Raw genomic sequence first — 22106 nt, forward strand, 5'->3', positions numbered from 1 at the left:
CCGCCGTCTTCGCCTCTTCCGCGCGCAAAACGACACGCCCGTCCGATACAGGCGCCCCGTAAGAGCGCAGCAAGGCCTTCGCCTGGTATTCATGGATGTTCATGCGGATGTCCCATCTGTCTGTGCGTTTGCCTCTGGTATAGCCACAGGATGAAGCGGGACTTAACCCCTTTCGTTACCTGCCCCACGATTTGCGGCGAATTTCCGCCTTTTGTGATCACACGATTTTATGCTGTGATCACAAATGAGCGCATTGATATGCAAGACGAATCGGGTGGCTTGCAGTGTCGGGGGCTGCGTACTGAAACGAAAAACGCGCGGGCCGATCCGGACCGCGCGTTCAAAGTACAGGCTATGGGCCGGGGTTCAACCGAGCGAGCTGTCGATGCCCTTGCACGCTTCGACCAGGCCTTTCACGGCCTTGACGGAGGTGTCGAACATTTCCTGTTCGTCCTTGTTGAGCTTGATGTTGACGATCCGCTCGATGCCGCCGGCGCCGATCACGGTGGGCACGCCCACATACATGCCCTTCAGGCCGAACTCGCCGTCGCAATGGGCGGCGCAGGGCAGGACGCGCTTTTGATCCTTGAGGTAGGCTTCGGCCATCTCGATGGCCGAGGTGGCGGGCGCGTAGAAGGCGGAGCCGGTTTTCAGCAGGCCGACGATCTCGGCGCCGCCGTCGCGGGTGCGCTGCACGATCGCGTCGAGTTTTTCCTGCGTGGTCCAGCCCATGTCGACAAGGTCGGGCAGGGGGATGCCGGCGACGGTGGAGTAGCGCACGCAGGGCACCATGGTGTCGCCGTGGCCGCCCAGGACGAAGGCGCTGACGTCCTTCATCGAGACATTGAATTCCAGGCTGAGGAAGTGGCGGAAGCGGGCGCTGTCCAGCACACCGGCCATGCCGCAGACTTTCTCGGCGGGCAGGCCGGAGAATTTCTGCAGGGCCCAGACCATCGCGTCGAGCGGGTTGGTGATGCAGATGACGAAAGCGTCGGGCGCGTTGGCGGCGATGCCTTCGCCCACGGATTTCATGACCTTGAGGTTGATGCCCAGAAGGTCGTCACGGCTCATGCCCGGCTTGCGCGGGACACCGGCGGTGACGATGCAGACGTCGGCGCCGGCGATGTCGGCGTAGTCCTGCGTGCCCTTGAGCGCGGCGTCGAAGCCTTCGGCCGGGCCGGATTCGGCGATGTCGAGCGCCTTGCCCTCGGGGGTGCCTTCGGCGATGTCGAAGAGGACGACGTCGCCCAGTTCCTTGATGGCGGCGAGGTGGGCGAGCGTGCCGCCGATTTGTCCGGCGCCGATGAGGGCGATCTTGGGTCTGGCCATGGAAATTGATCTCCGGTGGGTTTGTTTTCGCGCTACGGGGTAGTCGCAAACCGGGGTCAATTCAAGGGCGCTGCGCCGCGGCGCAGCGGTGACGGACGGATGCGGCGCGGCTTGGACGCCGAAAGCCGTTGGAATTTCAGGTATTTAGGTCGCGCGGCGCGGGTGCATTGAATTGCATGCGCCCTAAAAGGCCAATGGCGAATCTGGGGGGCGGTGCGCCGTGTCAGGCGTCGTCGCCGTCGACCGGAAGCACCTCGTCCAATGCCTCGAACGACTGGCCGCTGGCGACAAGGCAGGTCACGCCATGGACCGAGGTCACGGTGATCGTCCAGGTGCCGGTCTCGGAGGAGGCGAACACCTCGACCACCGCATTGTTGGCGCCGAGGCCCATTGACTGCCGCGACTCGCCGTACTTGGACGCGAGCCGGTCGACGACCGCATCGCGCGGCGCGCAGTTCGCGGCGAAGGCGGGACCGGACAGACCCGTGGCCACGAGCGTGGCGATCATCATCAGTGTGGTCTTCATCGTCTTACCCTTTCAGCTATGGGTCCCTGCCGTTTTTCTGGTGCAGACAGCGTGGAGGCGACCGTACCAAGCCAAGGTTAATGGACCGTTCGCAGCGCCCGGGAGGTGCGCGAAACAGGGCCATTTCTGCATCGCGGCGAGAAAGGCCTTGAACTTTCGTTCCAAAAATGGCGAATTCCCGCGCAAGAAAATTTCGACCAGACAGCGGGGCACGCCATGGACCTGACCACCCATCCTTACCGATCCGTTCTTTATATTCCCGGCTCGAAGGAACGGGCGCTGGACAAGGCGCGCACCCTGCCCACCGACGCGATCATCTTTGACCTGGAGGATGCCGTGTCGCCCGATGCCAAGGCCGAGGCGCGTCAGACGCTGGCGCAGGCGTTGAGCGACGGGGGCTATGGCAACCGCGTGAAGGTCGTGCGGATCAACGCGCTGACCACCGAGTGGGGGTTCGAGGATGCGCGCGTGCTGGGCGATGCGGGGGCGGACGTGATCCTGCAGCCCAAGGTCAACACCTATGCGGATGTCGACAACCTGTCGGACCTGATCGGCACCGAGATCCCGATCTGGACGATGATGGAAACCCCCGCCAGCGTGTTCAACGCCCGCGAGATTGCCGCGCACCGGCAGGTGACGGGGCTGGTGGCCGGGACGAACGACCTGACAAAGGAACTGGGCTGTCGGTTCCGCGCCGACCGGATGCCATTGCTGGCGTCTCTGCAGATGATCGTGATGGCGGCGCGCGCGGCGCGGGGCGTGGTGGCGCTGGATGGTGTCTATAACCGCTTCCGGGATGGCGACGGTCTGAAGTCGGAGTGCGAGCATGGCCGCGACCTGGGGTTCGATGGCAAGACACTGATCCACCCCGACCAGATCGAGATTGCCAACACGGCGTTTGCGCCCACGCAGTTCGAGATCGACATGGCCATGCGCCAGATCGAGGCGTTCGAGGAGAGCAAGAAGCAGGGGCAGGGTATTGCCGTGGTGGACGGGCAGATCGTGGAAAACCTGCATGTCGTCGCGGCGCAGCGGACGCTCGCGAAGGCCGAGGCGATTGCACAGATGGCGGCGGAGTAGATCATGGGATTGCTGATCGCAGGCGTGCTGCTGTGGACCGGCGCGCATTTGTTCAAACGTATCGCTCCCGGGCCGAGGGCGGCGATGGGCAACGCGGGCAAGGCGGTGATCGCCGTGGTGCTGCTGGTCAGCATCTGGATGATGACCAAGGGCTACCAGGTGGCGGATGGCGCGGTCTTCTGGGGGCGGCACCCGATGACGGTGGGGATCAACAACCTGTTGATGCTGCTGTCGGTCTACATGTTCGCGGCGTCGGGCATGAAAACCACGCTGGCGCGCAAGATGCGCCACCCGATGCTGGGTGCGGTCAAGGTCTGGGCGCTGGCGCACCTGTTGGTGAATGGCGACGTGCCGTCGTTCATCCTGTTCGGCGGGCTGCTGGCCTGGGCGGTGATCGAGATGATCGTGATCAACAAGGCGCAGCCGGAGTGGGTGCGCCCCGACCCGGCGCCGAAATCCAAGGAAATCGCCGCGGCGGCGGGCAGTGTCGTGGTCTACGGCCTGATCGTGGCCGTGCATTACTGGCTGGGCTATCCGGCCTTTGGGTGAGCAGATGAAACTTTATCGATTCCTCTCGGCCGATGACACCTCGGCCTTTTGCCACAAGGTGACCGAGGCGCTGAACAAGGGGTGGGAACTGCATGGCAGCCCGACCTATGCGTTCGACGCGGCCAACGGCGTGATGCGCTGTGGGCAGGCCGTGGTGAAAGAGGCCGAGGGCGACTACAGCCCCGACATCAAGCTGGGAGAGCAGTGAGCATGGCCAAGACCAACGCGGGGCGGTTCTTCGAGGATTACACCGTCGGTGACGTGATCCCGCACGCGGTGCCACGCACAGTATCCGGGGGCGAGCGGGCGCTGTACCAAGCGCTCTACCCGGCGCGTCACGCGCTTTATTCCTCGGACGAGTTTGCGCGGGCCTGCGGCTTGCCCGCCAGCCCGATCGACGATCTGGCGGCATTTCACATCGTTTTTGGCAAGAGCGTGCCGGATATCTCACTGAACGCTGTGGCGAATTTGGGCTATGCCGAGGCACGGTGGCTGCGGCCGGTCTATGCGGGCGATACGCTGCGCTCGGAATCCGAGGTGATTGGGGTCAAGCAGACCTCCAGCGGCAAGACCGGGATCGTCTGGGTCCGGACCACGGGTCTGAACCAGCGGGACGAGCCGGTGCTGCAGTTCGTCCGCTGGGTGATGGTGCGGAAAAAGGATGTGGACGCGCCTGCGCCCGAGCCGGTGGTGCCCGAGACTGCGCCGCATGTGGCCGCAAGTGACCTGGTGATCCCGGCGGGGCTGGATTTTTCGAACTACGACCTGACGCTGGCGGGTGAGCCGCATCGCTGGGGCGATTACGAGGTGGGCGAGACGATCGACCACGTCGACGGTGTGACCATCGAGGAAGCCGAGCACATGATGGCCACGCGCCTGTGGCAGAACACGTCGAAGACGCATTTCGACGCGACCCAGCGCGAGGATGGCAAGCGGCTGATCTATGGCGGGCACGTAATTTCCATGGCGCGCGCGCTGAGCTTCAACGGGCTGGCCAACGCGCAAATGATCGCGGCGATCAACGCGGGCAGCCACGTGAACCCGTGCTTTGCCGGAGATACCGTCAGGGCATGGTCCGAGGTGCTGGACCGCGCCGAGACCGACGCGCCGGGTGTGGGCGCGCTGCGGTTGCGGCTGGTGGCCACCAAGGGCGGCGACGCGTTCAGCCTGCGCGGCGAGGACGGCAAGTACCTGCCCCATGTCCTGCTGGACCTGGATTACTGGGCGCTGATGCCGATCTGAGGCACGGGGCGGCGTTTTCAGTTTGTTAACACGTGGCCTGTAGCCTTCTTTCCAGTGCGAAAGGAGGTCGCCATGCCTGATCCAACGCCCCGTGAAGGCCCGCAGCTGCGGTGCCTCGTCCTTGAAGACAGTGCCCATGACCAGGAAATGATCCGCCGCGCCATGCGCGGGGCACGGGTGGAGGCGGAACTGGATTTCGTCTCGACGATCGAAACCGCGCGCAAGGCGCTGTCGCAAGCCCGCTATTCTGCCATCCTGTGCGACAACAGCGTGCCCGATGGCTCGGGCAGCGAGTTTGCCGGTGAACTGGCCGGTGAGCCGGAGCTGTCGGACGTGCCGATCGTGATCGTGTCGGGCTGGCCGTCGCCCTTCATGTGGGACAAGGCCCGCGCGGCGGGCCTGTGCGTGATCGACAAGACCGACGACCCGATGCGCAAGCTGCGTGATTTCTTCCGCGAAAGCGTGGGCGACCTGATTACCCGGCGCGTGGCGGGGCCGATGCGCCGCAGCGCCTGAAGGCCGGGCCAACGCGAATGTGAGCCGCGCCCAGAGCGGTTTTTCTGGGCAGCGGCACCGGATCGGCGCATGCTGTCGGCATGCTACGCGCGCTCCTGTGTCTTTGGCTGACGGCTGTCGGGGCTGGCGGCGCGGGGGTGTCCGTCGCCGCCTGCGAGGTTGCGCTTGTTCTGGCGGTGGACGTGTCCGGTTCGGTCGACGAAGGGGAATACCGCATCCAGATGCAGGGTCTGGCCGAAGCGCTGCACGATGGCGCGGTCAGCGAGGCACTGGTCGTGGGCGAGGCGGCGGTGCTGGTGCTGCAATGGACCGGCACCTCGCGCCAGCGCGTGATGGTGCCGTGGCAGCGGATGACCGATTTCGACGCGGTCGAGGCGTTGGCGGCGCGGATCGAGAGCACGCCGCGGGTCTGGCGCAACTTCTCCACTGCCATTGGCGAGGCGCTGGAGGTCGGCGCGGCGCAGTTCGCGGATGTGCCCGACTGCAAAAAACGGGTGATCGACGTGTCGGGCGACGGGTCGTCCAACGAGGGACCGGAGCCGCGCGCGATCCATGGCCTGCTGACTGAGCAGGGGATCACCGTCAACGCGCTGGTCATCGAGGGGGCGGAGCCGATGATGACCGAGTATTTCTGGGAAAACGTCATCCATGGGCCCGGCGCGTTTGTGATCACAGCCAGCGATTATGCCGAGTACCCGCCCCGAATGCGCCGCAAACTGCTGCGCGAAGTCACCAAACCCATCTCGAAAGCGCGGGGTGATTCCTTTGCGCCGCATTTGTGATCACGCACTAGAGTATGTGATCACGAAAACTACTTTTGCGACGAAATGCCTGCACTATTTGAAAAATACGGGTTTGCAGACGCCCCGGATGATTGGATAAAACGAACTCAAATCGCGGGGCAGGCTGGCTCACCCGGGTCGGCGCCACATCGCGACGAGAAAGGGAATGCCAATGGCAGACGTCAATCGCGGCAACCGGCCGCTTTCGCCCCACCTCACAATCTATCGCCCGCAGCTGACGTCGATGACGTCGATCCTGACCCGGATCACCGGCAACGCGCTGCTTGTCGCTGCGCTGTTGACGGTCTGGTGGCTGCTGGCCGCCGCGACCTCGGCCGATTATTTCGCGACCGCCGACGCGGTGGTGACCAGTTGGTTCGGTGACCTGGTGATGTTCCTGTCGCTCTGGGCGCTGTGGTATCATACGCTGGCCGGTGTGCGGCACCTGATCTGGGACAACGCGATGATGCTGGAAGTCGATAAAGCCGAGATGCTGGGCTGGATCGCGATCGGCGGATCGGTCGTGCTGACCATCCTGACCGTGCTGTTCATCTGAAGGAGGCCCCGGACATGCGTTACCTGACAGACCGCAAGCGCGCCGTGGGCCTTGGCTCGGCCAAGACCGGCGTGCATCACTTCTGGGCGATGAAGGTGCAGAGCGTCGCGCTGTTGATCCTGATCCCGCTTTTCGTGTTCACCTTCGGCGGCATCCTGGGCAGTTCCTTCGAGGAGGTCACAGCCTATTACGCGCGGCCCTTCCCGGCCATCGTCGCGGCGCTGACGCTGGTCGTCGGCTTCAAGCATTTCGCCGACGGGTGCCAGGTGCTGATCGAGGACTATGTGCATGGCACGGCGCAGAAGGTCACGATCATACTTGTGACGTGCCTGAGCTATGGCGCCATGGCGACGGGGCTGTTCGCCATCGCGCGACTGGCGCTCTGAGAGATATTCAAGGGCAGGGCGCGCGCCGCCTTTGCCCGTATGAGACCATATAGCCGGGGCCGGCATGGCCCGAGCAGACGAACCGGAAAAGGCACGAAGCATGGCGGCTTACGAATACGAGACACATGATTACGACGTTGTTGTGGTGGGCGCGGGCGGCGCAGGGCTGCGCGCGACGCTGGGCATGGCCGAACAGGGCCTGCGCACGGCGTGCGTGACCAAGGTTTTCCCGACGCGGTCGCACACCGTGGCGGCGCAGGGCGGCATCGCAGCCAGCCTTGGCAACATGGGCCCGGACAGCTGGCAGTGGCACATGTACGACACCGTAAAGGGGTCGGACTGGCTGGGTGACACGGACGCGATGGAATACCTGGCGCGCGAGGCGCCCAAGGCGGTCTACGAGCTGGAGCATTATGGCGTGCCGTTTTCGCGCACCGAGGAAGGGCGGATTTACCAGCGCCCCTTCGGCGGCCACACGACCGAGTTCGGCGAAGGCCCCCCGGTGCAGCGGACCTGTGCCGCGGCTGACCGGACCGGTCACGCGATCCTGCACACGCTGTACGGGCAAAGCCTGAAGAACAATGCCGAGTTCTACATCGAGTATTTCGCCATCGACCTGATGATGAGCGAGGACGGGCAGTGTACCGGCGTCGTCTGCTGGAAGCTGGATGACGGCACGATCCATGTGTTCAACTCCAAGATGGTCGTGCTGGCCACGGGCGGATATGGCCGAGCCTATTTCAGCGCGACGTCCGCCCATACCTGCACCGGCGACGGCGGTGGCATGGTGGCCCGCGCGGGGCTGCCGCTTCAGGACATGGAGTTCGTGCAGTTCCACCCCACCGGTATCTACGGTTCGGGCTGCCTGATCACCGAGGGCGCGCGGGGCGAGGGTGGCTACCTGACCAACAGCGAAGGCGAGCGGTTCATGGAGCGCTATGCGCCCAATTACAAGGACCTTGCGCCGCGCGATTATGTCAGCCGCTCGATGACGATGGAGATCCGCGAAGGGCGCGGCGTGGGTGAGCACGGGGATCACATTCACCTCAACCTCAGCCACCTGCCCGCCGAGGCGTTGAACCTGCGCCTGCCGGGGATCTCGGAATCGGCGAAGATCTTTGCGGGGGTCGACGTCACGAAAGAGCCGATCCCGGTGCTGCCGACGGTGCATTACAACATGGGCGGCATTCCGACGAACTATTGGGGCGAGGTTCTGAACCCCACCAAGGACGACCCGCATGCCGTGGTGCCGGGCCTGATGGCCGTGGGTGAGGCGGGCTGTGCGAGCGTGCATGGTGCGAACCGGCTGGGGTCCAACTCGCTGATTGACCTCGTGGTGTTCGGGCGGGCCGCGGCCATCCGCGCTGGCAAGGTGGTGAACCCCGACAGCGCGGTGCCGGCGACGGACACGGGACAGGTGGACAAGGCGCTGGAGCGGTTCGACAGCGTCCGCCACGCCGATGGCGGCACGCCGACGGCCGAGCTGCGGCTGGAGATGCAGCGCACGATGCAGGAGGACGCCGCCGTCTTCCGCACGTCCAAGACCTTGTCCGAGGGCGTCAAGAAGATGGACGCGATCGCGGCCAAGATGGGCGACCTGAAAGTGACCGACCGCAGCCTGGTGTGGAACAGCGACCTGATGGAGACGCTGGAGCTGACCAACCTGATGCCCAACGCGCTGGCCACCATCGCAGGGGCCGAGGCGCGCAAGGAAAGCCGTGGTGCCCACGCGCACGAGGATTTCTCGAAGCGCGACGACGAGAACTGGCGCGTGCACACTGTTGCGCGGGTGGATGGCAAGTCGGTCGAACTGAGCTATCGTCCTATTATTGAGGACCCGCTCACGACCGAATCCGAGGGTGGGATCAATTTGAAGAAGATTGCACCCAAGGAAAGGACATTCTGATGACATCCGCAAAGTTATTCGCGGCCGCGCTGTTGGGGCTGTTGCCCTCGGCGGGACTGGCGCAAGCCGGCACTTTGGACGCGGCAACGACCAAATGCATTTTCGACACGCCGGGCGGGGAAAACCTGCACGTCACGGTAAAATATGACGCGAGCAACCGCGCGACGATGCTGATCCGCAAGAAGCCGGGTGCGACGGATGCGACGGTGCAGGCGTACCGCGCCTGTGTGACGGCGAACACAACGGCCACCGCTGCGCGCGGCAAGCTGGTGGCGCCTTCGGACCCGGTCGTCGTGCCGGCGGGGAGTGTCAAGCCGGTGCGCGTCCTTCGCCAGAAGAGCGTGAACGCGCTTTGCCCGCCTCATGCGCCAGTTCTCTATCGCGGGACCATCTATTGCATCGGCAACCCCTACTGATGCCCAAGGCCGCCACGCATATCACGGCAGCGCCCGCCCGTCCGGCGGGCTGGCCGCGTGCGCGGGGGCGGCATTACCTGGATGTGCTGGAGGTACTGCACCTGACGCGTGCGCCAGAGTGGTATCTGGAGATTGGCGCGGGGCGGGGGCATTCGCTCGAGCGGTGTCCGGGCAAGGCGATTGCCGTCGACCCGACCTTTCGGCTGGGTGGCGACGTGACCGGCGACAAGCCCGCGCTGCATTTGATCCAGAAAACCAGCGGCGATTTCTTTGCCAGCGGACAGGCGCGAGAACTTGCGCCGCGAATCGACATGGCGTTCATCGATGGGATGCACCTGTTCGAGTACGTTCTGGACGATTTCATCGCGACGGAAAAGCTGTGCCACAAGGATGCGACGATCCTGCTGCATGACCTTGTGCCGTTCTCGCCCGCCGCCGCCGAGCGGGAGTGGGACCCCGAGCGCACCAAGGGCTGGTCGGGTGACGTGTGGAAGATGACGCTGATCCTGCGCGAATACCGCCCCGAACTGGCATTTGACGTGCTGAACCCGCGGCCCTGCGGGCTGGGGATCGTGACCGGGCTGGACCCCGAGAACCGGGTTCTGGAGGACGCGCGGGACGAGATCGTGGAGAAATTCATGGACCTGACGATCGAGGGTTTCGGGCCGAAGAACCTGAGCCAAATCATGCAGATGCGCAAGGTCGAGGACGTGCTGCCGGACCTGAAGGAAATGGAGGTGGCGGAATGAGGTTGCTTGCCATTCTTGCGCTGCCACTGCTGCTGGCGGGGTGCGATGCGGCCAACGACGCCGCCGACGCGATCGCGCGGGAGCGGGCGAAAACCGTGGTCAACGGGATCGTCGCGCGGCGCTTTCCGGGCGTCACGGTGGCGCCCGTCACCGACTGCATCATCGACGCGGCCTCGGCCGGGGAAATCATCTCCATCGCGCGCGATTCCGTCGGCGGGGTTCAACCCGCGACGGTCGAGCTGGTGGTGGACATCGCAAGCCGGCCCGAGTCGGTTCAATGTATTGCTGAAAACGGTCTGGTCCTGCTGGGCCGCTGAACGGAGAGGAAACGTAAATGGTACAACTGACGCTTCCGAAGAATTCCCGGATCACCAAGGGAAAGACGTGGCCCAAGCCCGAGGGCGCCAAGAACGTGCGTAAGTTCCAGATCTATCGCTGGAACCCCGATGACGGGAAGAACCCGCAGGTCGATACGTACTTTCTGGACATGGACAAGTGCGGGCCGATGGTTCTGGACGCGCTGATCAAGATCAAGAACGAGGTCGATCCAACGCTGACCTTCCGCCGGTCCTGCCGCGAGGGGATTTGTGGGTCTTGCGCGATGAATATCGACGGGATCAACACGCTGGCCTGCATCTATGGCCTGGACGAGGTGAAGGGCGACGTGAAGATCTATCCGCTGCCGCACATGCCGGTGGTCAAGGATCTGATTCCCGACCTGACGCATTTCTACGCCCAGCACGCCAGCATAATGCCATGGCTGGAAACCAAGACGAACCGCCCCGCGAAGGAGTGGAAGCAGTCCATCGAGGACCGCGAAAAGCTGGATGGCCTTTATGAATGCGTGATGTGCGCGTCCTGTTCGACCGCCTGCCCCAGCTATTGGTGGAACGGCGACAAGTATCTTGGACCGGCGGCGTTGTTGCACGCCTATCGCTGGATCATCGACAGCCGGGACGAGGCGACGGGCGAGCGGCTGGACGATCTGGAAGATCCGTTCAAGCTCTATCGCTGTCACACGATCATGAACTGCGCCAAGACCTGCCCCAAGGGGCTGAACCCGGCCAAGGCGATTGCCGAGATCAAGAAGATGATGCTGGAGCGTGCGGTGTAATGAGCAAGCCGCGTCCCGAGTTCGATTTCAAGTCGAAGGAAGAGTTTCGGGACGTGTGCCGCCACCGGTCGGGGCGACTGCACTATCTGAACCGGACGGCGATCGGGGAGAGCAAGTTCGTCAGTGAACTGGCGGGACTTGTCGAACGCGCGGGCAAGGTCTTTGACGACCATTACGACGACAAGGAGGTCTTCGCCGCTTTCGGCGATGGCTGGGAGCCAGGCACCTTGTCGCGCGATGAGCGGCCCCTGGCGCTGTTCGGGTTGCTTTATCCCGAGGTGGGCTCTGACGCGTCCTGGTCGAGCAGGGACAGCAGATCGGTGATGCGGTCCAACTGCCCCGGCTTGGCCCGGGGCGCGAGGAATGCGTCGAGCGCGGCATCGCGGGTCTGTACCATGGCGATAAGCGTGGCACGGCCAGCCTCGGTCAGGTGCACATGCTTGAGCCGTTTGTCCGTGGCATCCGCGACGCGGCGGATCAGCCCGTCTTTTTCCACCCGGTCCAGCAGGCGTGACACGCCGTATTGCGGCAGCATCAGGCTGTGTTCCAGTGATTTCGCGGTCTGGCCATCCTGGCCCGCGTCAAGTGCGGCCAGCGCATCCAGCACGTCGAGTGGCGGCAGGCCTTCGGCCTTGAGTGCGGACTCCAGGTGGCTCTGAAGGCGGCGGTGGGTGCGCGACAGGACCTGCCACGCGGAAAGGTTCTGGGGTGTTCTGCTCATGGCCGGACCATAAATGCAGGTGCATTTGGGGGGCAAGGGGCGTTTGCCGGCCTGCACGAAATCTGCGCAACGGTGGCGGGGGCGTCTGCACGGGGGCCTGCGCAAAAGGGAGCATCGGAATATGAAATGAGAGGACATTCCAATGCTGCGTTCCCCCGGATTGCGGTTCATCATCGTGGGCCTGCTGGTGCTGCTGATGACCATCCCCGTGTTTTTCGTCGGTGCGATCATCGACAGCCGCGCCGATTACAACCGCCAGGCCATCGCGTCGGTCGGGCAGGAGTGGGGCGGGCGGCAGCTCTTGTCCGGCCCTGTCCTGATCATCCCGGTGCAGGAGACCGTGATGGTGCGCGAACGTGAAGAGGTGATCGACCCGGCGACCGGCGCACAGAGGCTGGATGGCGACGACCAGCCGGTGTTCCGCTTCAGGCAGGTGGAACGGACGCTGCGCCGGGATCCGGTTTATGTCTATCCCGACACGCTGGTCCTCGGTGTGGACAAGACCACGCAGGAGCGCAGCCGGGGCATCTTCTCGGTGCCGGTCTACACGGCCAAGGCCGCGGGCGCGTTCGATTTCAACGCCGAAGAGGCTGAGGCGGTGTTGCGCGGCGAGGAGGTTCTGCTGTGGGACGAGGCGGAGGTGCGGGTTTACGTGAGCAGTAACCGCGCGCTGCGGGGCGAGACGCGGCTGATGGCCGATGGCCGGGCGCTGGAGATGGAGCCGGTGGCGGGTGAAAACCGCTATATTGGCGGGCTGCGCGCGCCGACGGGGGACCCGCGAGAGATCGGGGCGTTCGATCTGAAGATGGGGCTGAACGGGGCCGAGGCGCTGTCCTTCACGCCGGTGGGACGCGAGACGCGGGTGACGCTGACCTCGGATTGGCCGCATCCGGAATTCCAGGGCGCGTTCCTGCCAGATAGCCACGAGGTGCGCGAGGACGGGTTCGAGGCCAATTGGGTGATCCCGCACCTGGCGCGCCCCTTGCCGCAGGTCAGCCGCGAGAACCAGAACGAGGTCGCGCGAAGCCAGTCGAGCTTTGGTGTCGGGCTCTACCAGCCGAATGACTTCTACCAGAAGGCCTATCGCGCGGCGCGGTACGGCATCCTGTTCATTGGCCTCACCTTCCTGACGATCTTCCTGGTGGAAGGGCAGACCAAGCGGCCGACGCACCCGGTGCAGTATATCCTGATCGGGCTGGCGCAATCGGCGTTCTTCCTGCTGATGCTGGCGCTGTCCGAGCAGGTGGGATTCGCGATGGCCTACCTTGTGTCAGGGGCTGCGACCGTGGGTTTGGTCACCGCCTTTGCGGCAACGGCGCTGAAGCTGGGCCGTCGGACGCTGGTTGTGGGCGCGATGCTGACCGTGCTTTACGGCGTGCTCTACCTCATTCTGCGCAGCGCAGACTATGCGTTGCTGGCCGGGTCGATCCTGCTGTTCGCAGCCATCGCGGGCACGATGTTCGCCACGCGGAACGAGAACTGGTACGGCGAGCCGCGCACCGGCCCGCGCCGGGGGTGGTTCCGCAAGGCGGAGCCGCAGCCTGAGGCGCCACAGCCAACAAGCTGACGCGACGTTTCCTTCCATGATGCGGGGCGGCCGGGTTAGGCTGCCCCGCAAGTGCGGGAGGAGATCATGGAAAAGACCGATGTCGCGATCGTGGGCGGCGGGCTGGCCGGCCTGGTTGCCGCGTATGAGGCAGTGCAGCGCGGGCGCAAGGTGGTGCTGCTGGACCAGGAAGGGCCGCAATCCCTGGGCGGGCAGGCGTTCTGGTCGCTGGGCGGGCTGATGATGATCGACACGCCGGAACAGCGGCGCATGGGCATTCGGGATAGCCGGGACCTGGCGGCGCAGGACTGGATGGGCAGCGCGCAATTCGACCGACCCGAGGATGCGAACCCGCGCCGCGTGGCCGAGGCGTATCTGGATTTCGCCGCGGGGGCGATGCGGGGGTATCTGCACGATATCGGGATGCGCTGGTTTCCCGTGGTCGGCTGGGCCGAGCGGGGCGGGGCCAAGGCCGACGGGCACGGCAATTCGGTGCCGCGCTTTCACGTCACCTGGGGCACGGGGACGGGCGTTGTTGCCCCGTTCGTGCGGCTGGCGAAAGCGGCCGAGGCGGAGGGCAATTTGCGGTTTGCGTTCCGGCATCGGGTGACGGGGCTGGACGTGGCCGATGGGCGGGTGACTGGGCTGCGTGGGGATGTGCTGGCCGAGGATGACGCGGTGCGCGGGGCCTCGACCAGCCGTAAGGTGACCGGGCATTTCGAGATGCAGGCCGAGAGCGTGATCGTCGCCTCGGGCGGGATCGGCGGGGACCATGAGAAGGTGCGCAAGTTGTGGCCCGTGGACCGGCTGGGCCCCGCGCCCAAGGTAATGGTGGCGGGCGTGCCGGATTACGTCGATGGCCAGATGCAGGACGTGGCCAAGGCCGCCGGGGCCGGGGCGATCAACGAAGACCGGATGTGGCATTACTGCGAAGGGCTGAAGAACTGGGACCCGATCTGGCCCAACCACGGGATACGGATTTTGCCCGGGCCGTCCTCGATGTGGTTCGACGCCAACGGTGTGCGGATGGAAGCGCCCTGTTTGCCGGGGTTCGACACGCTGAGCACCCTGAGACGCATCCTATCCACGGGTCATGAACATTCGTGGTTCATCCTGACGCAGAAGATCATCGAGAAGGAGTTTGCCCTGTCGGGGAGCGAGCAGAACCCCGACCTGACCTCGGGCAAGTGGCGCGAGGTTCTGAAGGAACGGCTGGGCAAGGGGGCGACGGGCGCGGTGGAGGCGTTCAAGGCGCATGGTGAGGATTTCGTCGTGGCACGGGATTTCGAGACGCTCGTCGAGGGCATGAACCGGATCACGCCCAACGCACCTCTGGACGCCGCTTACTTGCGGGCGCAGGTGGCGGCGCGGGATGCGCAGCTGAGCAATCCGTTTGCCAAGGACGCGCAGGTGATCGCCATAAGACAGGCGCGGGCCTATCGTGGCGACAGGCTGATCCGCACGGCAAAGCCTCATACGATTCTCGACCCCGCCAATGGCCCGCTGATTGCCGTGCGGCTGAACATCCTGACGCGCAAATCGCTGGGCGGGTTGCACACCGATCCGGAAGCAAAAGTGCTGCGCCCGGATGGCAGCGTGCTGGACGGGCTTTACGCCGCCGGCGAGGTCGCGGGGTTCGGCGGCGGGGGGTATCACGGGTACAACGCGCTGGAGGGGACCTTCCTTGGCGGGTGCATTTTCTCGGGGCGCGCGGCGGGGCGAAGTGCCTGAAACTGATGTAGCGAAAACACAGTTCAAACTGTGTGGAAAAATTCATCGGTCGGCATGCAAAAACTCTTGCGCGACTCACGGTTTGGCCCCATGTGCGCATTCAGACGCCAACGCACGCGCCTCTGTCCCGAAGGCCTTATACCCCAGCGGTTACGTAGCGACGGTAACGTCTCTGAACTGAACCTCGCGGCCCTCGCCGCCTCGTGACCTTTGGAGATGTCCATGACCGCTTTCGTCACCGACTTGTCGGGTGATTTCCGCCATGCTTGCGCCGCCCGTATCGAGGGCTTCCTGCGTACCACCACGTTCGATCGCCCGACGCTGGTGATCGACACCGAAGTCGTGCTGCAGAACTATCACGCGCTGGCGCAGGGACTGGGCGATGCGCATATCCACTACGCCGTCAAAGCCAACCCCGAGCCGCAGGTGATCGAGGCGCTGGTGAACGCCGGCAGCCATTTCGACGCGGCCAGCCGCGGCGAGATCGAGCTGTGCCTGTCGCAGGGCGCGCGGCCCGAGGACATCTCGTTCGGCAACACCGTGAAGAAACCGGGCGATATCGCGTTCGCGCACCACGTGGGCGTAACCCTGTTCGCGGCGGATGCCGAGGAAGAGCTGGACAAGATCGCCGAGCACGCGCCGGGCGCAGAGGTCTATATCCGCCTGATCGTCGAGGCGTCGGGCGCGGACTGGCCGCTGACCCGCAAGTTCGGCTGCGCGCCGGATCACGCCGTGGCGCTGATGGACCATGCTGCTGCGCTGGGCCTGCGCCCGGTGGGCGTGTCGTTCCACGTCGGCAGCCAGACCCGCCAGACCGCCATGTGGGCGCCGGTGCTGGACCGGATCGCCGATGTGTGGCGCGCCGCGCACGAGGCCGGCCACGCGCTGGACCTGCTGAACATCGGTGGCGGCTTTCCGGCCTTCTATGGCGAGGAAATCGCGGCGCCGGCGATCTATGCAGCCCAAGTGCGCGAGATGGTGGCCGAGCGTTTCGGCGACGTGCCGCGCGTGATGGCAGAGCCGGGCCGTGGCCTGGTGGCCGAGGCCGGCATGATCGCCGCCGAGGTGGTGCTGGTGTCGCGCAAGTCGCCCGACGACCTGCACCGCTGGGTGTACCTGGATATCGGCATGTTCTCGGGCCTTGCCGAGACCATGGACGAAGCGATCCGCTATCAGTTCGTGACCGCCCGTGACGGCGAGCGCACGGGCCCCTGCATCCTGGCCGGGCCGTCCTGCGACTCGGCGGATGTGCTCTATGAAAAACGCATGATCGACCTGCCGCTGGGCCTGAAGTCGGGCGACCGGGTGTTCATCCGCAGCTGCGGTGCCTACACCTCGTCCTACTCCAGCGTGGGTTTCAACGGCTTCCCGCCGCTGGACGTGGTCGTGCTGTAACTGCCCCCCGATCCGGGGCGGGCCGGTTGGCCTTGCCCCGCGGGACAGTGTAAGACCCACGGCATGTTCATTGTCGTGGGTCTTGTCATTGCGTTCATACTGGTGGCGATTTACGCGCGCCCCAAGATGCGCAATTGCCGCTGGCGCGAAGACCGTGGCGCGTCGAAGCCGGGGCAGACGGCATTTCGCTGTGCGTTCTGCGGGGCGCGGGCCTTTACATCGGATGGCAAACCGCCTTTGGATTGCTTGAGGAACACGCCGCAATCCTGAGGACCCGATGCCGGAACCCACCGATGCCGATGTGCGCCGGGCCGTGAAGCCCGTCGTCTGCTATCCCAACGAGACCCTGCCCGTGCCGGACCTGGACCTGTACCGCGCCGCGCGGGAGAGCGCGGAAAAGGTCGGTGAGGTGATCGCCCCGCCGCGGGAGGCCGCCTGCTTTCGCGTGGCGGCGGGGCAGTTCTTTCGCATCACCAGCGTGGATGGTCCGCAGGTGGGGGACCTGAACCTGTGGAACGCGAATGATCTGGGCGAGCGATTCTACTCCGGCAAGTCGCGGGCGCTGCACGGCACGCACCTGACGACCGGTGAGCGGATGTGGTCGAGCTTTCCCTATCTGCGGCCCATGGCGACGATCGTGGAGGATACGCTGGACTGGTACGGGATCGACCAGTACGGCGGGTCGGTTCACGACGTGATCGGCACGCGCTGCGATCCCTATACCGGCAATCTGCTGGCCGGGTCGCAGTATCATCACTGCTGTCATTCCAACCTGATCCGGGCGGTGGCTGACGAACTGGAGATGTCGCTGGAGGAGGCCGAGCCGCTGGTGCATGACGTGTTGAACGTGTTCATGTGCACCGGGTTCACGCGGGACACGGGCCAGTATTTCATGAAGGCCAGCCCGGTGCGGCCCGGCGACTACCTGGAATTTTTTGCAGAGGTCGACCTGCTGGGGGCGCTGAGCGCCTGTCCGGGCGGGGATTGCTCGGCCGAGCATTCCAGCGACGCGGCGGCGTGCTATCCGCTGAAGGTCGAGGTGTTCGCGCCGGCGGAGGGGGCCTTGGGCGATTGGGCTAGCCCGCCGGTGAACGGGTATGACCGGACCCACGGGAGATAGCGGCATGGACCGGGTCGAGGGTGGATGCCTCTGTGGGGCGGTGCGGATCACGGCGGAGGGACAGCCCGAAAGAGTGGGGCTGTGTCATTGCCTGGACTGCCGCAAGCATCATGGCGCGGTGTTCTTTGCCGCCGCGATCTTTCCCGAGGCGGCGGTTGCGATTCGGGGTGAGACGCGCGACTGGGACGGGCGGCATTTCTGTCCGCGCTGCGGCGGGTCGGTGTTTTCCGTCAGCGACGGCGAGGTGGAGGTCCATCTTGGGGCGCTGGATGCGCCGAATGTGTTCCAGCCGACCTACGAGTTGTGGGCCGTGCGGCGGGAAGAGTGGTTGCCGGCAGTGCCGGGTCTGGCGCGGTTCGAGCGGGATGAGACGTAGTGTCCCGCGAAATTCCTAACGACGTGTGAAGAGTGCGGACCGCGCGGAATCGAGGCGCGCTTGCGCGCCGCCGCGCGATCGCCCGCTGACCGAAAGGCGATTGCCTGCAATCGCCGAAAGGGGGGCCGCCCGGACGGGCTGGCGATTGGGGGACGTAAGCGCTTCAATTTGATGTTTTGCGGAGGTGGCAGGGATAAAGTGCCTTGAACGACCGTTGGATCGCCACCCCGCGGTCTGGCAATCGCGCGGCACCGTAACCGCTTGCCCCGGCCAAACGAAAAAACCCCGCCGAGGCGGGGTTCGTTCAGCAGAACCAGATCGGGACCTCAGCCTTGACGGGCCTTGAAACGCTTCTGGGTCTTGTTGATCACGTAGACGCGGCCTTTGCGGCGCACGACGCGGCAATCGCGATGGCGGTTCTTGAGCGAACGCAGCGAGTTCCGGACTTTCATCACTCGTCTCCAATGTCGTGGCGCGGGGCGCCGGGTTGCGGGTGCACCGGCCAGGCCGGGCAGTGAATATGGTGGGCGATACTAGGATCGAACTAGTGACCCCTTCGATGTCAACGAAGTGCTCTACCGCTGAGCTAATCGCCCTGATACCGGAGTGGCATGGCCCCCAACGAATAGGGGCGCGGAGAACCGCGCCGGTGAGGCGTGTCTATAAAAGGAGTCGGGAAGGGGATCAAGGGCTTTTAGAACCTGATTTTCAGACTATTATGTTCCGGCAGGAGAGAGAATGCCCAAAGCCGCGTTTACCCTTACACATCCTGAGCGTCGCACGACCTCGGTGGTGTTCGCATCGCCCCATAGCGGGCGGGATTATCCGTGGTCTTTCGTGCGGCGCACGAACCTCAATGAGCTGAGCGTGCGCAGTTCCGAGGATGCGTTCGTGGACGATCTGTTCGAGGCCGCGCCGCGCAACGGGGCGCCGTTTATCAAGGCGGGGGCGCCACGGGCCTTCGTGGACCTGAACCGCTCGACCGAGGAGCTGGACCCGGCGCTGATCGAAGGGGCGCGGCGCACGGGGCACAACCCGCGCGTGGCCTCTGGCCTGGGAGTGATCCCGCGCGTGGTGGCCAATGGCAAGGCGATCTATTCCGGCAAGATCACGATGGACGAAGCGCAAAGGCGCATCGACACCTATTGGCGGCCCTATCATGCGGCGCTGAAAACCCAGCTGGATCAGGCGCTCGGGCTTTTCGGACAGTCGATCCTGATCGATTGCCACTCGATGCCGCACGAGGCGATGGATGCCGTCGCCCGCAGTGGGGCGCGGCGCCCCGAGGTGGTCCTGGGCGATAGGTTCGGCGCGGCGGCGAGCGACGACGTGGTGGACCGGATCGAGGCGGCGTTCAGTGCCGCCGGGCTGAATGTGGCGCGCAACGCGCCCTTTGCCGGGGCCTTCATCACCCAGCATTACGGCCGCCCGCAGGAGAACCGGCACGCGGTGCAGGTCGAGATCGACCGGGCGCTTTACATGAACGAGAGGCTGATCCGGCCCAATGGCAATTTCGAGGCGTTCAAAGCCGTTCTGGAGGGCGTGATCGCCCAGATCGCCGAGGTCGGACGGCCCAAACCGCAGCAGCTGGCCGCCGAGTGAGGCGAATCGAAGCTTAACGGCGCAGGGTTCCCGAAATCCGCATCGGTATCGCGTCGGTATGTCCGACTGTATCGCGACGGTGCGGCGTGCCGACGGCCCGAGTTAAGACATCGTGCGTCGGATGCGCCCAGAAGAGCGGTCAGTACCGGCGCGTGTAGGTGAAGTGGACTTCCTCGTCGGTCTTGGTGTCGGTGACGGCGAAGGTCACGTCGGAGCGATCCTGAAAATCGTATCGGGCGGCGAGCCCGTAGGCCGAAGTCGTGCTGCTGCGCGTGACCTCGCCGAACCCCGAAAGCGTCAGGTCGCGCCAGGCATTGTAATTCACGTCAAAGGCCACGGCATCGGGGCGCTGGTTGGCGTCGGGGTGCAGGAAGGCGGCGCCGATGTCGAAACGCCCCTGCTGCCAGCGGGCGCCGAGCTTGGCGTTGATGCCGTCGAAATCGTCCTTGGGGTCCCAGACGCCCTCGACCGCGGCGGCGAGGGTGACGGCCTGCGCCTGCCATTCGGCGGAAGCGGAGGCGGAGCGGAAGTTGCCGTCGCTGGCATCGAGCAGCGAAACGGCCCAGGTCGTGTCGCCTGTGGTGTCGCCATAGGAGACGCCGACCGGCACGGAGTTGAAGCGCAGCGCCTCGGTCGTGGCGCGGGCGCGGGTGTATTCTGCGCGGGTCTCGGCGATGGAAGCGGCGGTGAAGTCGAAGGGCGAGATCAGCACCTGGTCATAGGCGGGTTTGACCACGCCCAGGCGGAACCGGTCGTCATAGACGAAAGCGGCGTAGGTTTCGTGCGGGCGGTCGCCCTTGTAGTAGTACCCGAAGGTGCCGAACTCGAACGCGACGGGGCTGTCGCCGATGTCGAACAGCGTGAAGGTCAGCATCGCGTCGATCCGGGACATGAAGGCGTTGTCCTGGATGCTGTTGGCGCCCACCGAGATGTCGCCGGAAAAGTCCACCCAGTCGGCGGCGGCGGCGGGGCGCAGACCGGCGGCGCAGAGCGCAACCGCGGCAAGACGGGGAATGGGACGGGTCAGTGTGTGTTTCATGGCGATAGCAACGTGGCACGGGTTGGAAAGTTGCACGAGCAATTATCGGCGGCGTCGATGTGATTTTTCGGCAACAGGGGAGTGCCGGTAACACTCTGCTTTAACGGGAAAAACCCGGTTCAGCGCAGGGAGCGGCCCTTGAGGATGGCGTCGGCACCGAAGCGGGCGCGGATCTCGTCGGTGGCGCGTTCGGCGCGGCCGCGCTGGCGGGCTTGCGGGTCCAGAAGGTCGCCCGAGGCCTCGGCGGCGGTCTCGGGCACGAGGTCCGACAGGCCCACGCCCAGCAGGCGGTAGGGCTTGGTATGGTCGACCTGGTCAAAGAGCGCGCGGGCGGTGCGATAGAGCGTGTCGGCCAGCTGCGCGGGGTCGCGCAGCGAGATGCGGCGTGTCAGGAGCGAGTGGTCGGACCGCTTGAGTTTCAGCGTGACGACGCGGCCCGCCAGATGCTTGGCCTTGGCGCGGTCGGCGACCTTTTCGGCCATGCGCCAGAGGTGGCCGTCGAGAATGTCGGCGCTGGCGGTGTCTTCGCGAAAGGTGGTCTCGTTCGAGATCGACTTCATCGGGGAATGGGCCGAGACGCGGCGATGGTCCTGTCCGCGGGCAAGGTGCCAGAGCCGCTCGCCCATGGAGCCGAAGCGCGCCACCAGATCGGTTTTCTCCCAGCGCAGGAGGTCGGCGAAGGTGCGGATGCCGGCGGCATCCAGCGAGGTGCGCGCGGCCTGCCCGACGCCCCAGATCAGGCTGACGGGTTGATCGCGCAGGAAATCCGCGGTCTCGGCCTTGCCGATGATGGAAAAGCCGCGCGGCTTGTCGAGGTCCGACGCGATCTTGGCCAGGAACTTGTTGTGCGACAGGCCGATGGAGCCGGTCAGGCCCAGGTCGGTGCGCATGCGTTTGGTCAGGCGGGCCAGCATCACGGCGGGGGACGCGCCATGCAGGCGGGCCGTGCCGGTGAGATCGAGAAACGCCTCGTCCAGTGACAGGGGTTCGATATCGGGGGTAAGATCCTCCATCATGCGACGGATCTGGCGCGAGACCTCGGCGTAAAGTTCCATCCTTGGCTTGATGATGACGGCGTCCGGGCAGAGTTTCAGCGCCTGGAACATGGGCATGGCCGAGCGGACGCCGCGAATGCGGGCGACGTAGCACGCGGTGGAGACGACACCGCGCCGGCCGCCGCCGATGATCACGGGCTTGTGCGCCAGATCGGGATTGTCGCGTTTCTCGACCGAGGCGTAGAACGCGTCGCAATCCATGTGCGCGATGCTGAGGTCGTGAAGTTCGGGATGCGCCAGCACGCGCGGGCTGCGGCAGGCGGGGCAGCGCGCGCCGGTGTCGAATTCTGTCAGGCAGTCGCGGCAGAGGGCGGGCATGTGAGGGGCTGCGTTCGGGGTTGCGATGCAGGTATTGTAAGGGCGCGACGCG

At 65.1% G+C, this 22106-nt stretch carries 25 protein-coding genes and 1 tRNA gene; 19 read left to right on the forward strand and 7 right to left on the reverse strand.

Translation table 11 applies throughout. From position 1 onward, the window contains the following. Nucleotides 1-366: 366 nt before the first annotated feature. Both mdh and PVV74_RS14890 read right to left on the reverse strand, forming a co-directional pair. Entirely contained in the window at nt 367-1329 is a 963-nt protein-coding gene (mdh, locus tag PVV74_RS14885) for a malate dehydrogenase (protein ID WP_103763872.1), read from the reverse strand. A 223-nt stretch (nt 1330-1552) separates the two neighbouring features. Further along, nucleotides 1553-1840 (reverse strand): hypothetical protein, encoded by a 288-nt coding sequence (locus PVV74_RS14890; protein WP_103763897.1) that lies wholly within the window; start codon nt 1838-1840, stop codon nt 1553-1555. A gap of 231 nt (nt 1841-2071) precedes the next feature. On the opposite strand from PVV74_RS14890, the gene PVV74_RS14895 reads away from it, so the two are divergent. The 13 genes from PVV74_RS14895 to PVV74_RS14955 all read left to right on the forward strand — a co-directional run bounded on the left by PVV74_RS14895 (nt 2072) and on the right by PVV74_RS14955 (nt 11151). Next, a complete protein-coding gene (locus tag PVV74_RS14895; RefSeq protein ID WP_103763896.1) occupies nt 2072-2935 on the forward strand; it encodes an HpcH/HpaI aldolase/citrate lyase family protein in 864 nt (287 codons plus the stop codon). A 3-nt stretch (nt 2936-2938) separates the two neighbouring features. Then, complete coding sequence (locus tag PVV74_RS14900) at nt 2939-3484, forward strand: NnrU family protein (protein WP_274593753.1); 546 nt, start codon at nt 2939-2941, stop codon at nt 3482-3484. A gap of 4 nt (nt 3485-3488) precedes the next feature. Beyond that, the gene (locus tag PVV74_RS14905) at nt 3489-3692 is read left to right on the forward strand and encodes a DUF1737 domain-containing protein (RefSeq protein ID WP_274593754.1); all 204 of its coding nucleotides are present in this window, start codon (nt 3489-3491) and stop codon (nt 3690-3692) included. 2 nt (nt 3693-3694) lie between these two features. Further along, nucleotides 3695-4726, forward strand: a complete 1032-nt coding sequence (locus PVV74_RS14910; RefSeq protein ID WP_274593755.1) for a MaoC family dehydratase — start codon at nt 3695-3697, stop codon at nt 4724-4726. Nucleotides 4727-4798: 72 nt separating this feature from the next. Beyond that, on the forward strand, nt 4799-5242 hold the full coding sequence (locus PVV74_RS14915) for a response regulator (protein ID WP_274593756.1): 444 nt from the start codon (nt 4799-4801) through the stop codon (nt 5240-5242). Between the two features lie 80 nt (nt 5243-5322). Next, nucleotides 5323-6024, forward strand: coding sequence for a DUF1194 domain-containing protein (locus tag PVV74_RS14920; protein WP_274593757.1), 702 nt, complete (start codon nt 5323-5325; stop codon nt 6022-6024). Between the two features lie 172 nt (nt 6025-6196). Continuing rightward, a complete protein-coding gene (sdhC, locus tag PVV74_RS14925) occupies nt 6197-6580 on the forward strand; it encodes a succinate dehydrogenase, cytochrome b556 subunit (protein WP_103763866.1) in 384 nt (127 codons plus the stop codon). A gap of 14 nt (nt 6581-6594) precedes the next feature. After that, nucleotides 6595-6966, forward strand: a complete 372-nt coding sequence (gene sdhD / locus PVV74_RS14930) for a succinate dehydrogenase, hydrophobic membrane anchor protein (RefSeq protein WP_057793325.1) — start codon at nt 6595-6597, stop codon at nt 6964-6966. Nucleotides 6967-7066: 100 nt separating this feature from the next. Then, nucleotides 7067-8872 (forward strand): succinate dehydrogenase flavoprotein subunit, encoded by a 1806-nt coding sequence (gene sdhA, locus PVV74_RS14935; protein ID WP_274593901.1) that lies wholly within the window; start codon nt 7067-7069, stop codon nt 8870-8872. Beyond that, nucleotides 8872-9288, forward strand: a complete 417-nt coding sequence (locus tag PVV74_RS14940) for a hypothetical protein (protein WP_274593758.1) — start codon at nt 8872-8874, stop codon at nt 9286-9288. The genes sdhA and PVV74_RS14940 overlap by 1 nt, the downstream gene beginning before the upstream one ends. Next, nucleotides 9288-10037 (forward strand): class I SAM-dependent methyltransferase, encoded by a 750-nt coding sequence (locus PVV74_RS14945; RefSeq protein ID WP_274593759.1) that lies wholly within the window; start codon nt 9288-9290, stop codon nt 10035-10037. The genes PVV74_RS14940 and PVV74_RS14945 overlap by 1 nt, the downstream gene beginning before the upstream one ends. Continuing rightward, on the forward strand, nt 10034-10354 hold the full coding sequence (locus PVV74_RS14950; RefSeq protein ID WP_103763862.1) for a succinate dehydrogenase: 321 nt from the start codon (nt 10034-10036) through the stop codon (nt 10352-10354). Before PVV74_RS14945 ends, PVV74_RS14950 begins: the two co-directional genes overlap by 4 nt. 17 nt (nt 10355-10371) lie before the next feature. After that, nucleotides 10372-11151, forward strand: coding sequence for a succinate dehydrogenase iron-sulfur subunit (locus tag PVV74_RS14955; RefSeq protein ID WP_103763861.1), 780 nt, complete (start codon nt 10372-10374; stop codon nt 11149-11151). 268 nt (nt 11152-11419) lie between these two features. Here the strand turns inward: PVV74_RS14955 and PVV74_RS14960 are convergent, their stop codons facing one another. Then, nucleotides 11420-11872, reverse strand: a complete 453-nt coding sequence (locus PVV74_RS14960; RefSeq protein WP_274593760.1) for a MarR family winged helix-turn-helix transcriptional regulator — start codon at nt 11870-11872, stop codon at nt 11420-11422. Between the two features lie 142 nt (nt 11873-12014). On the opposite strand from PVV74_RS14960, the gene creD reads away from it, so the two are divergent. The 5 genes from creD to PVV74_RS14985 all read left to right on the forward strand — a co-directional run bounded on the left by creD (nt 12015) and on the right by PVV74_RS14985 (nt 18040). Next, entirely contained in the window at nt 12015-13439 is a 1425-nt protein-coding gene (gene creD, locus PVV74_RS14965; protein WP_274593761.1) for a cell envelope integrity protein CreD, read from the forward strand. Nucleotides 13440-13505: 66 nt separating this feature from the next. Next, nucleotides 13506-15149 carry an FAD-binding dehydrogenase gene (locus tag PVV74_RS14970; protein WP_274593762.1) on the forward strand — a complete coding sequence of 548 codons (1644 nt, stop codon included), beginning with the start codon at nt 13506-13508 and terminating at the stop codon, nt 15147-15149. A gap of 222 nt (nt 15150-15371) precedes the next feature. Then, on the forward strand, nt 15372-16544 hold the full coding sequence (locus PVV74_RS14975; RefSeq protein WP_425061788.1) for a type III PLP-dependent enzyme: 1173 nt from the start codon (nt 15372-15374) through the stop codon (nt 16542-16544). Nucleotides 16545-16821: 277 nt separating this feature from the next. After that, nucleotides 16822-17664 carry an urea carboxylase-associated family protein gene (locus tag PVV74_RS14980; RefSeq protein WP_274593764.1) on the forward strand — a complete coding sequence of 281 codons (843 nt, stop codon included), beginning with the start codon at nt 16822-16824 and terminating at the stop codon, nt 17662-17664. A gap of 4 nt (nt 17665-17668) precedes the next feature. Next, the gene (locus tag PVV74_RS14985) at nt 17669-18040 is read left to right on the forward strand and encodes a GFA family protein (RefSeq protein ID WP_274593902.1); all 372 of its coding nucleotides are present in this window, start codon (nt 17669-17671) and stop codon (nt 18038-18040) included. A gap of 326 nt (nt 18041-18366) precedes the next feature. Here PVV74_RS14985 and ykgO read toward each other — a convergent pair whose 3' ends face one another. Continuing rightward, nucleotides 18367-18492, reverse strand: a complete 126-nt coding sequence (ykgO, locus tag PVV74_RS14990) for a type B 50S ribosomal protein L36 (RefSeq protein WP_025058716.1) — start codon at nt 18490-18492, stop codon at nt 18367-18369. A 69-nt stretch (nt 18493-18561) separates the two neighbouring features. Next, nucleotides 18562-18636: transfer RNA gene (locus PVV74_RS14995), tRNA-Val, on the reverse strand. A gap of 142 nt (nt 18637-18778) precedes the next feature. On the opposite strand from PVV74_RS14995, the gene PVV74_RS15000 reads away from it, so the two are divergent. Next, a complete protein-coding gene (locus PVV74_RS15000; protein WP_103763853.1) occupies nt 18779-19642 on the forward strand; it encodes an N-formylglutamate amidohydrolase in 864 nt (287 codons plus the stop codon). A 139-nt stretch (nt 19643-19781) separates the two neighbouring features. Here PVV74_RS15000 and PVV74_RS15005 read toward each other — a convergent pair whose 3' ends face one another. Further along, entirely contained in the window at nt 19782-20681 is a 900-nt protein-coding gene (locus PVV74_RS15005; RefSeq protein ID WP_274593765.1) for a hypothetical protein, read from the reverse strand. A gap of 119 nt (nt 20682-20800) precedes the next feature. Then, nucleotides 20801-22054, reverse strand: coding sequence for a DNA polymerase IV (locus tag PVV74_RS15010; protein WP_274593766.1), 1254 nt, complete (start codon nt 22052-22054; stop codon nt 20801-20803). Between the last annotated feature and the right edge of the window lie 52 nt (nt 22055-22106).

Origin of the sequence: Roseovarius sp. SK2, assembly GCF_028807495.1 — a bacterium.
In the GTDB taxonomy this organism is placed as follows: Bacteria; Pseudomonadota; Alphaproteobacteria; order Rhodobacterales; family Rhodobacteraceae; genus Roseovarius; species Roseovarius confluentis.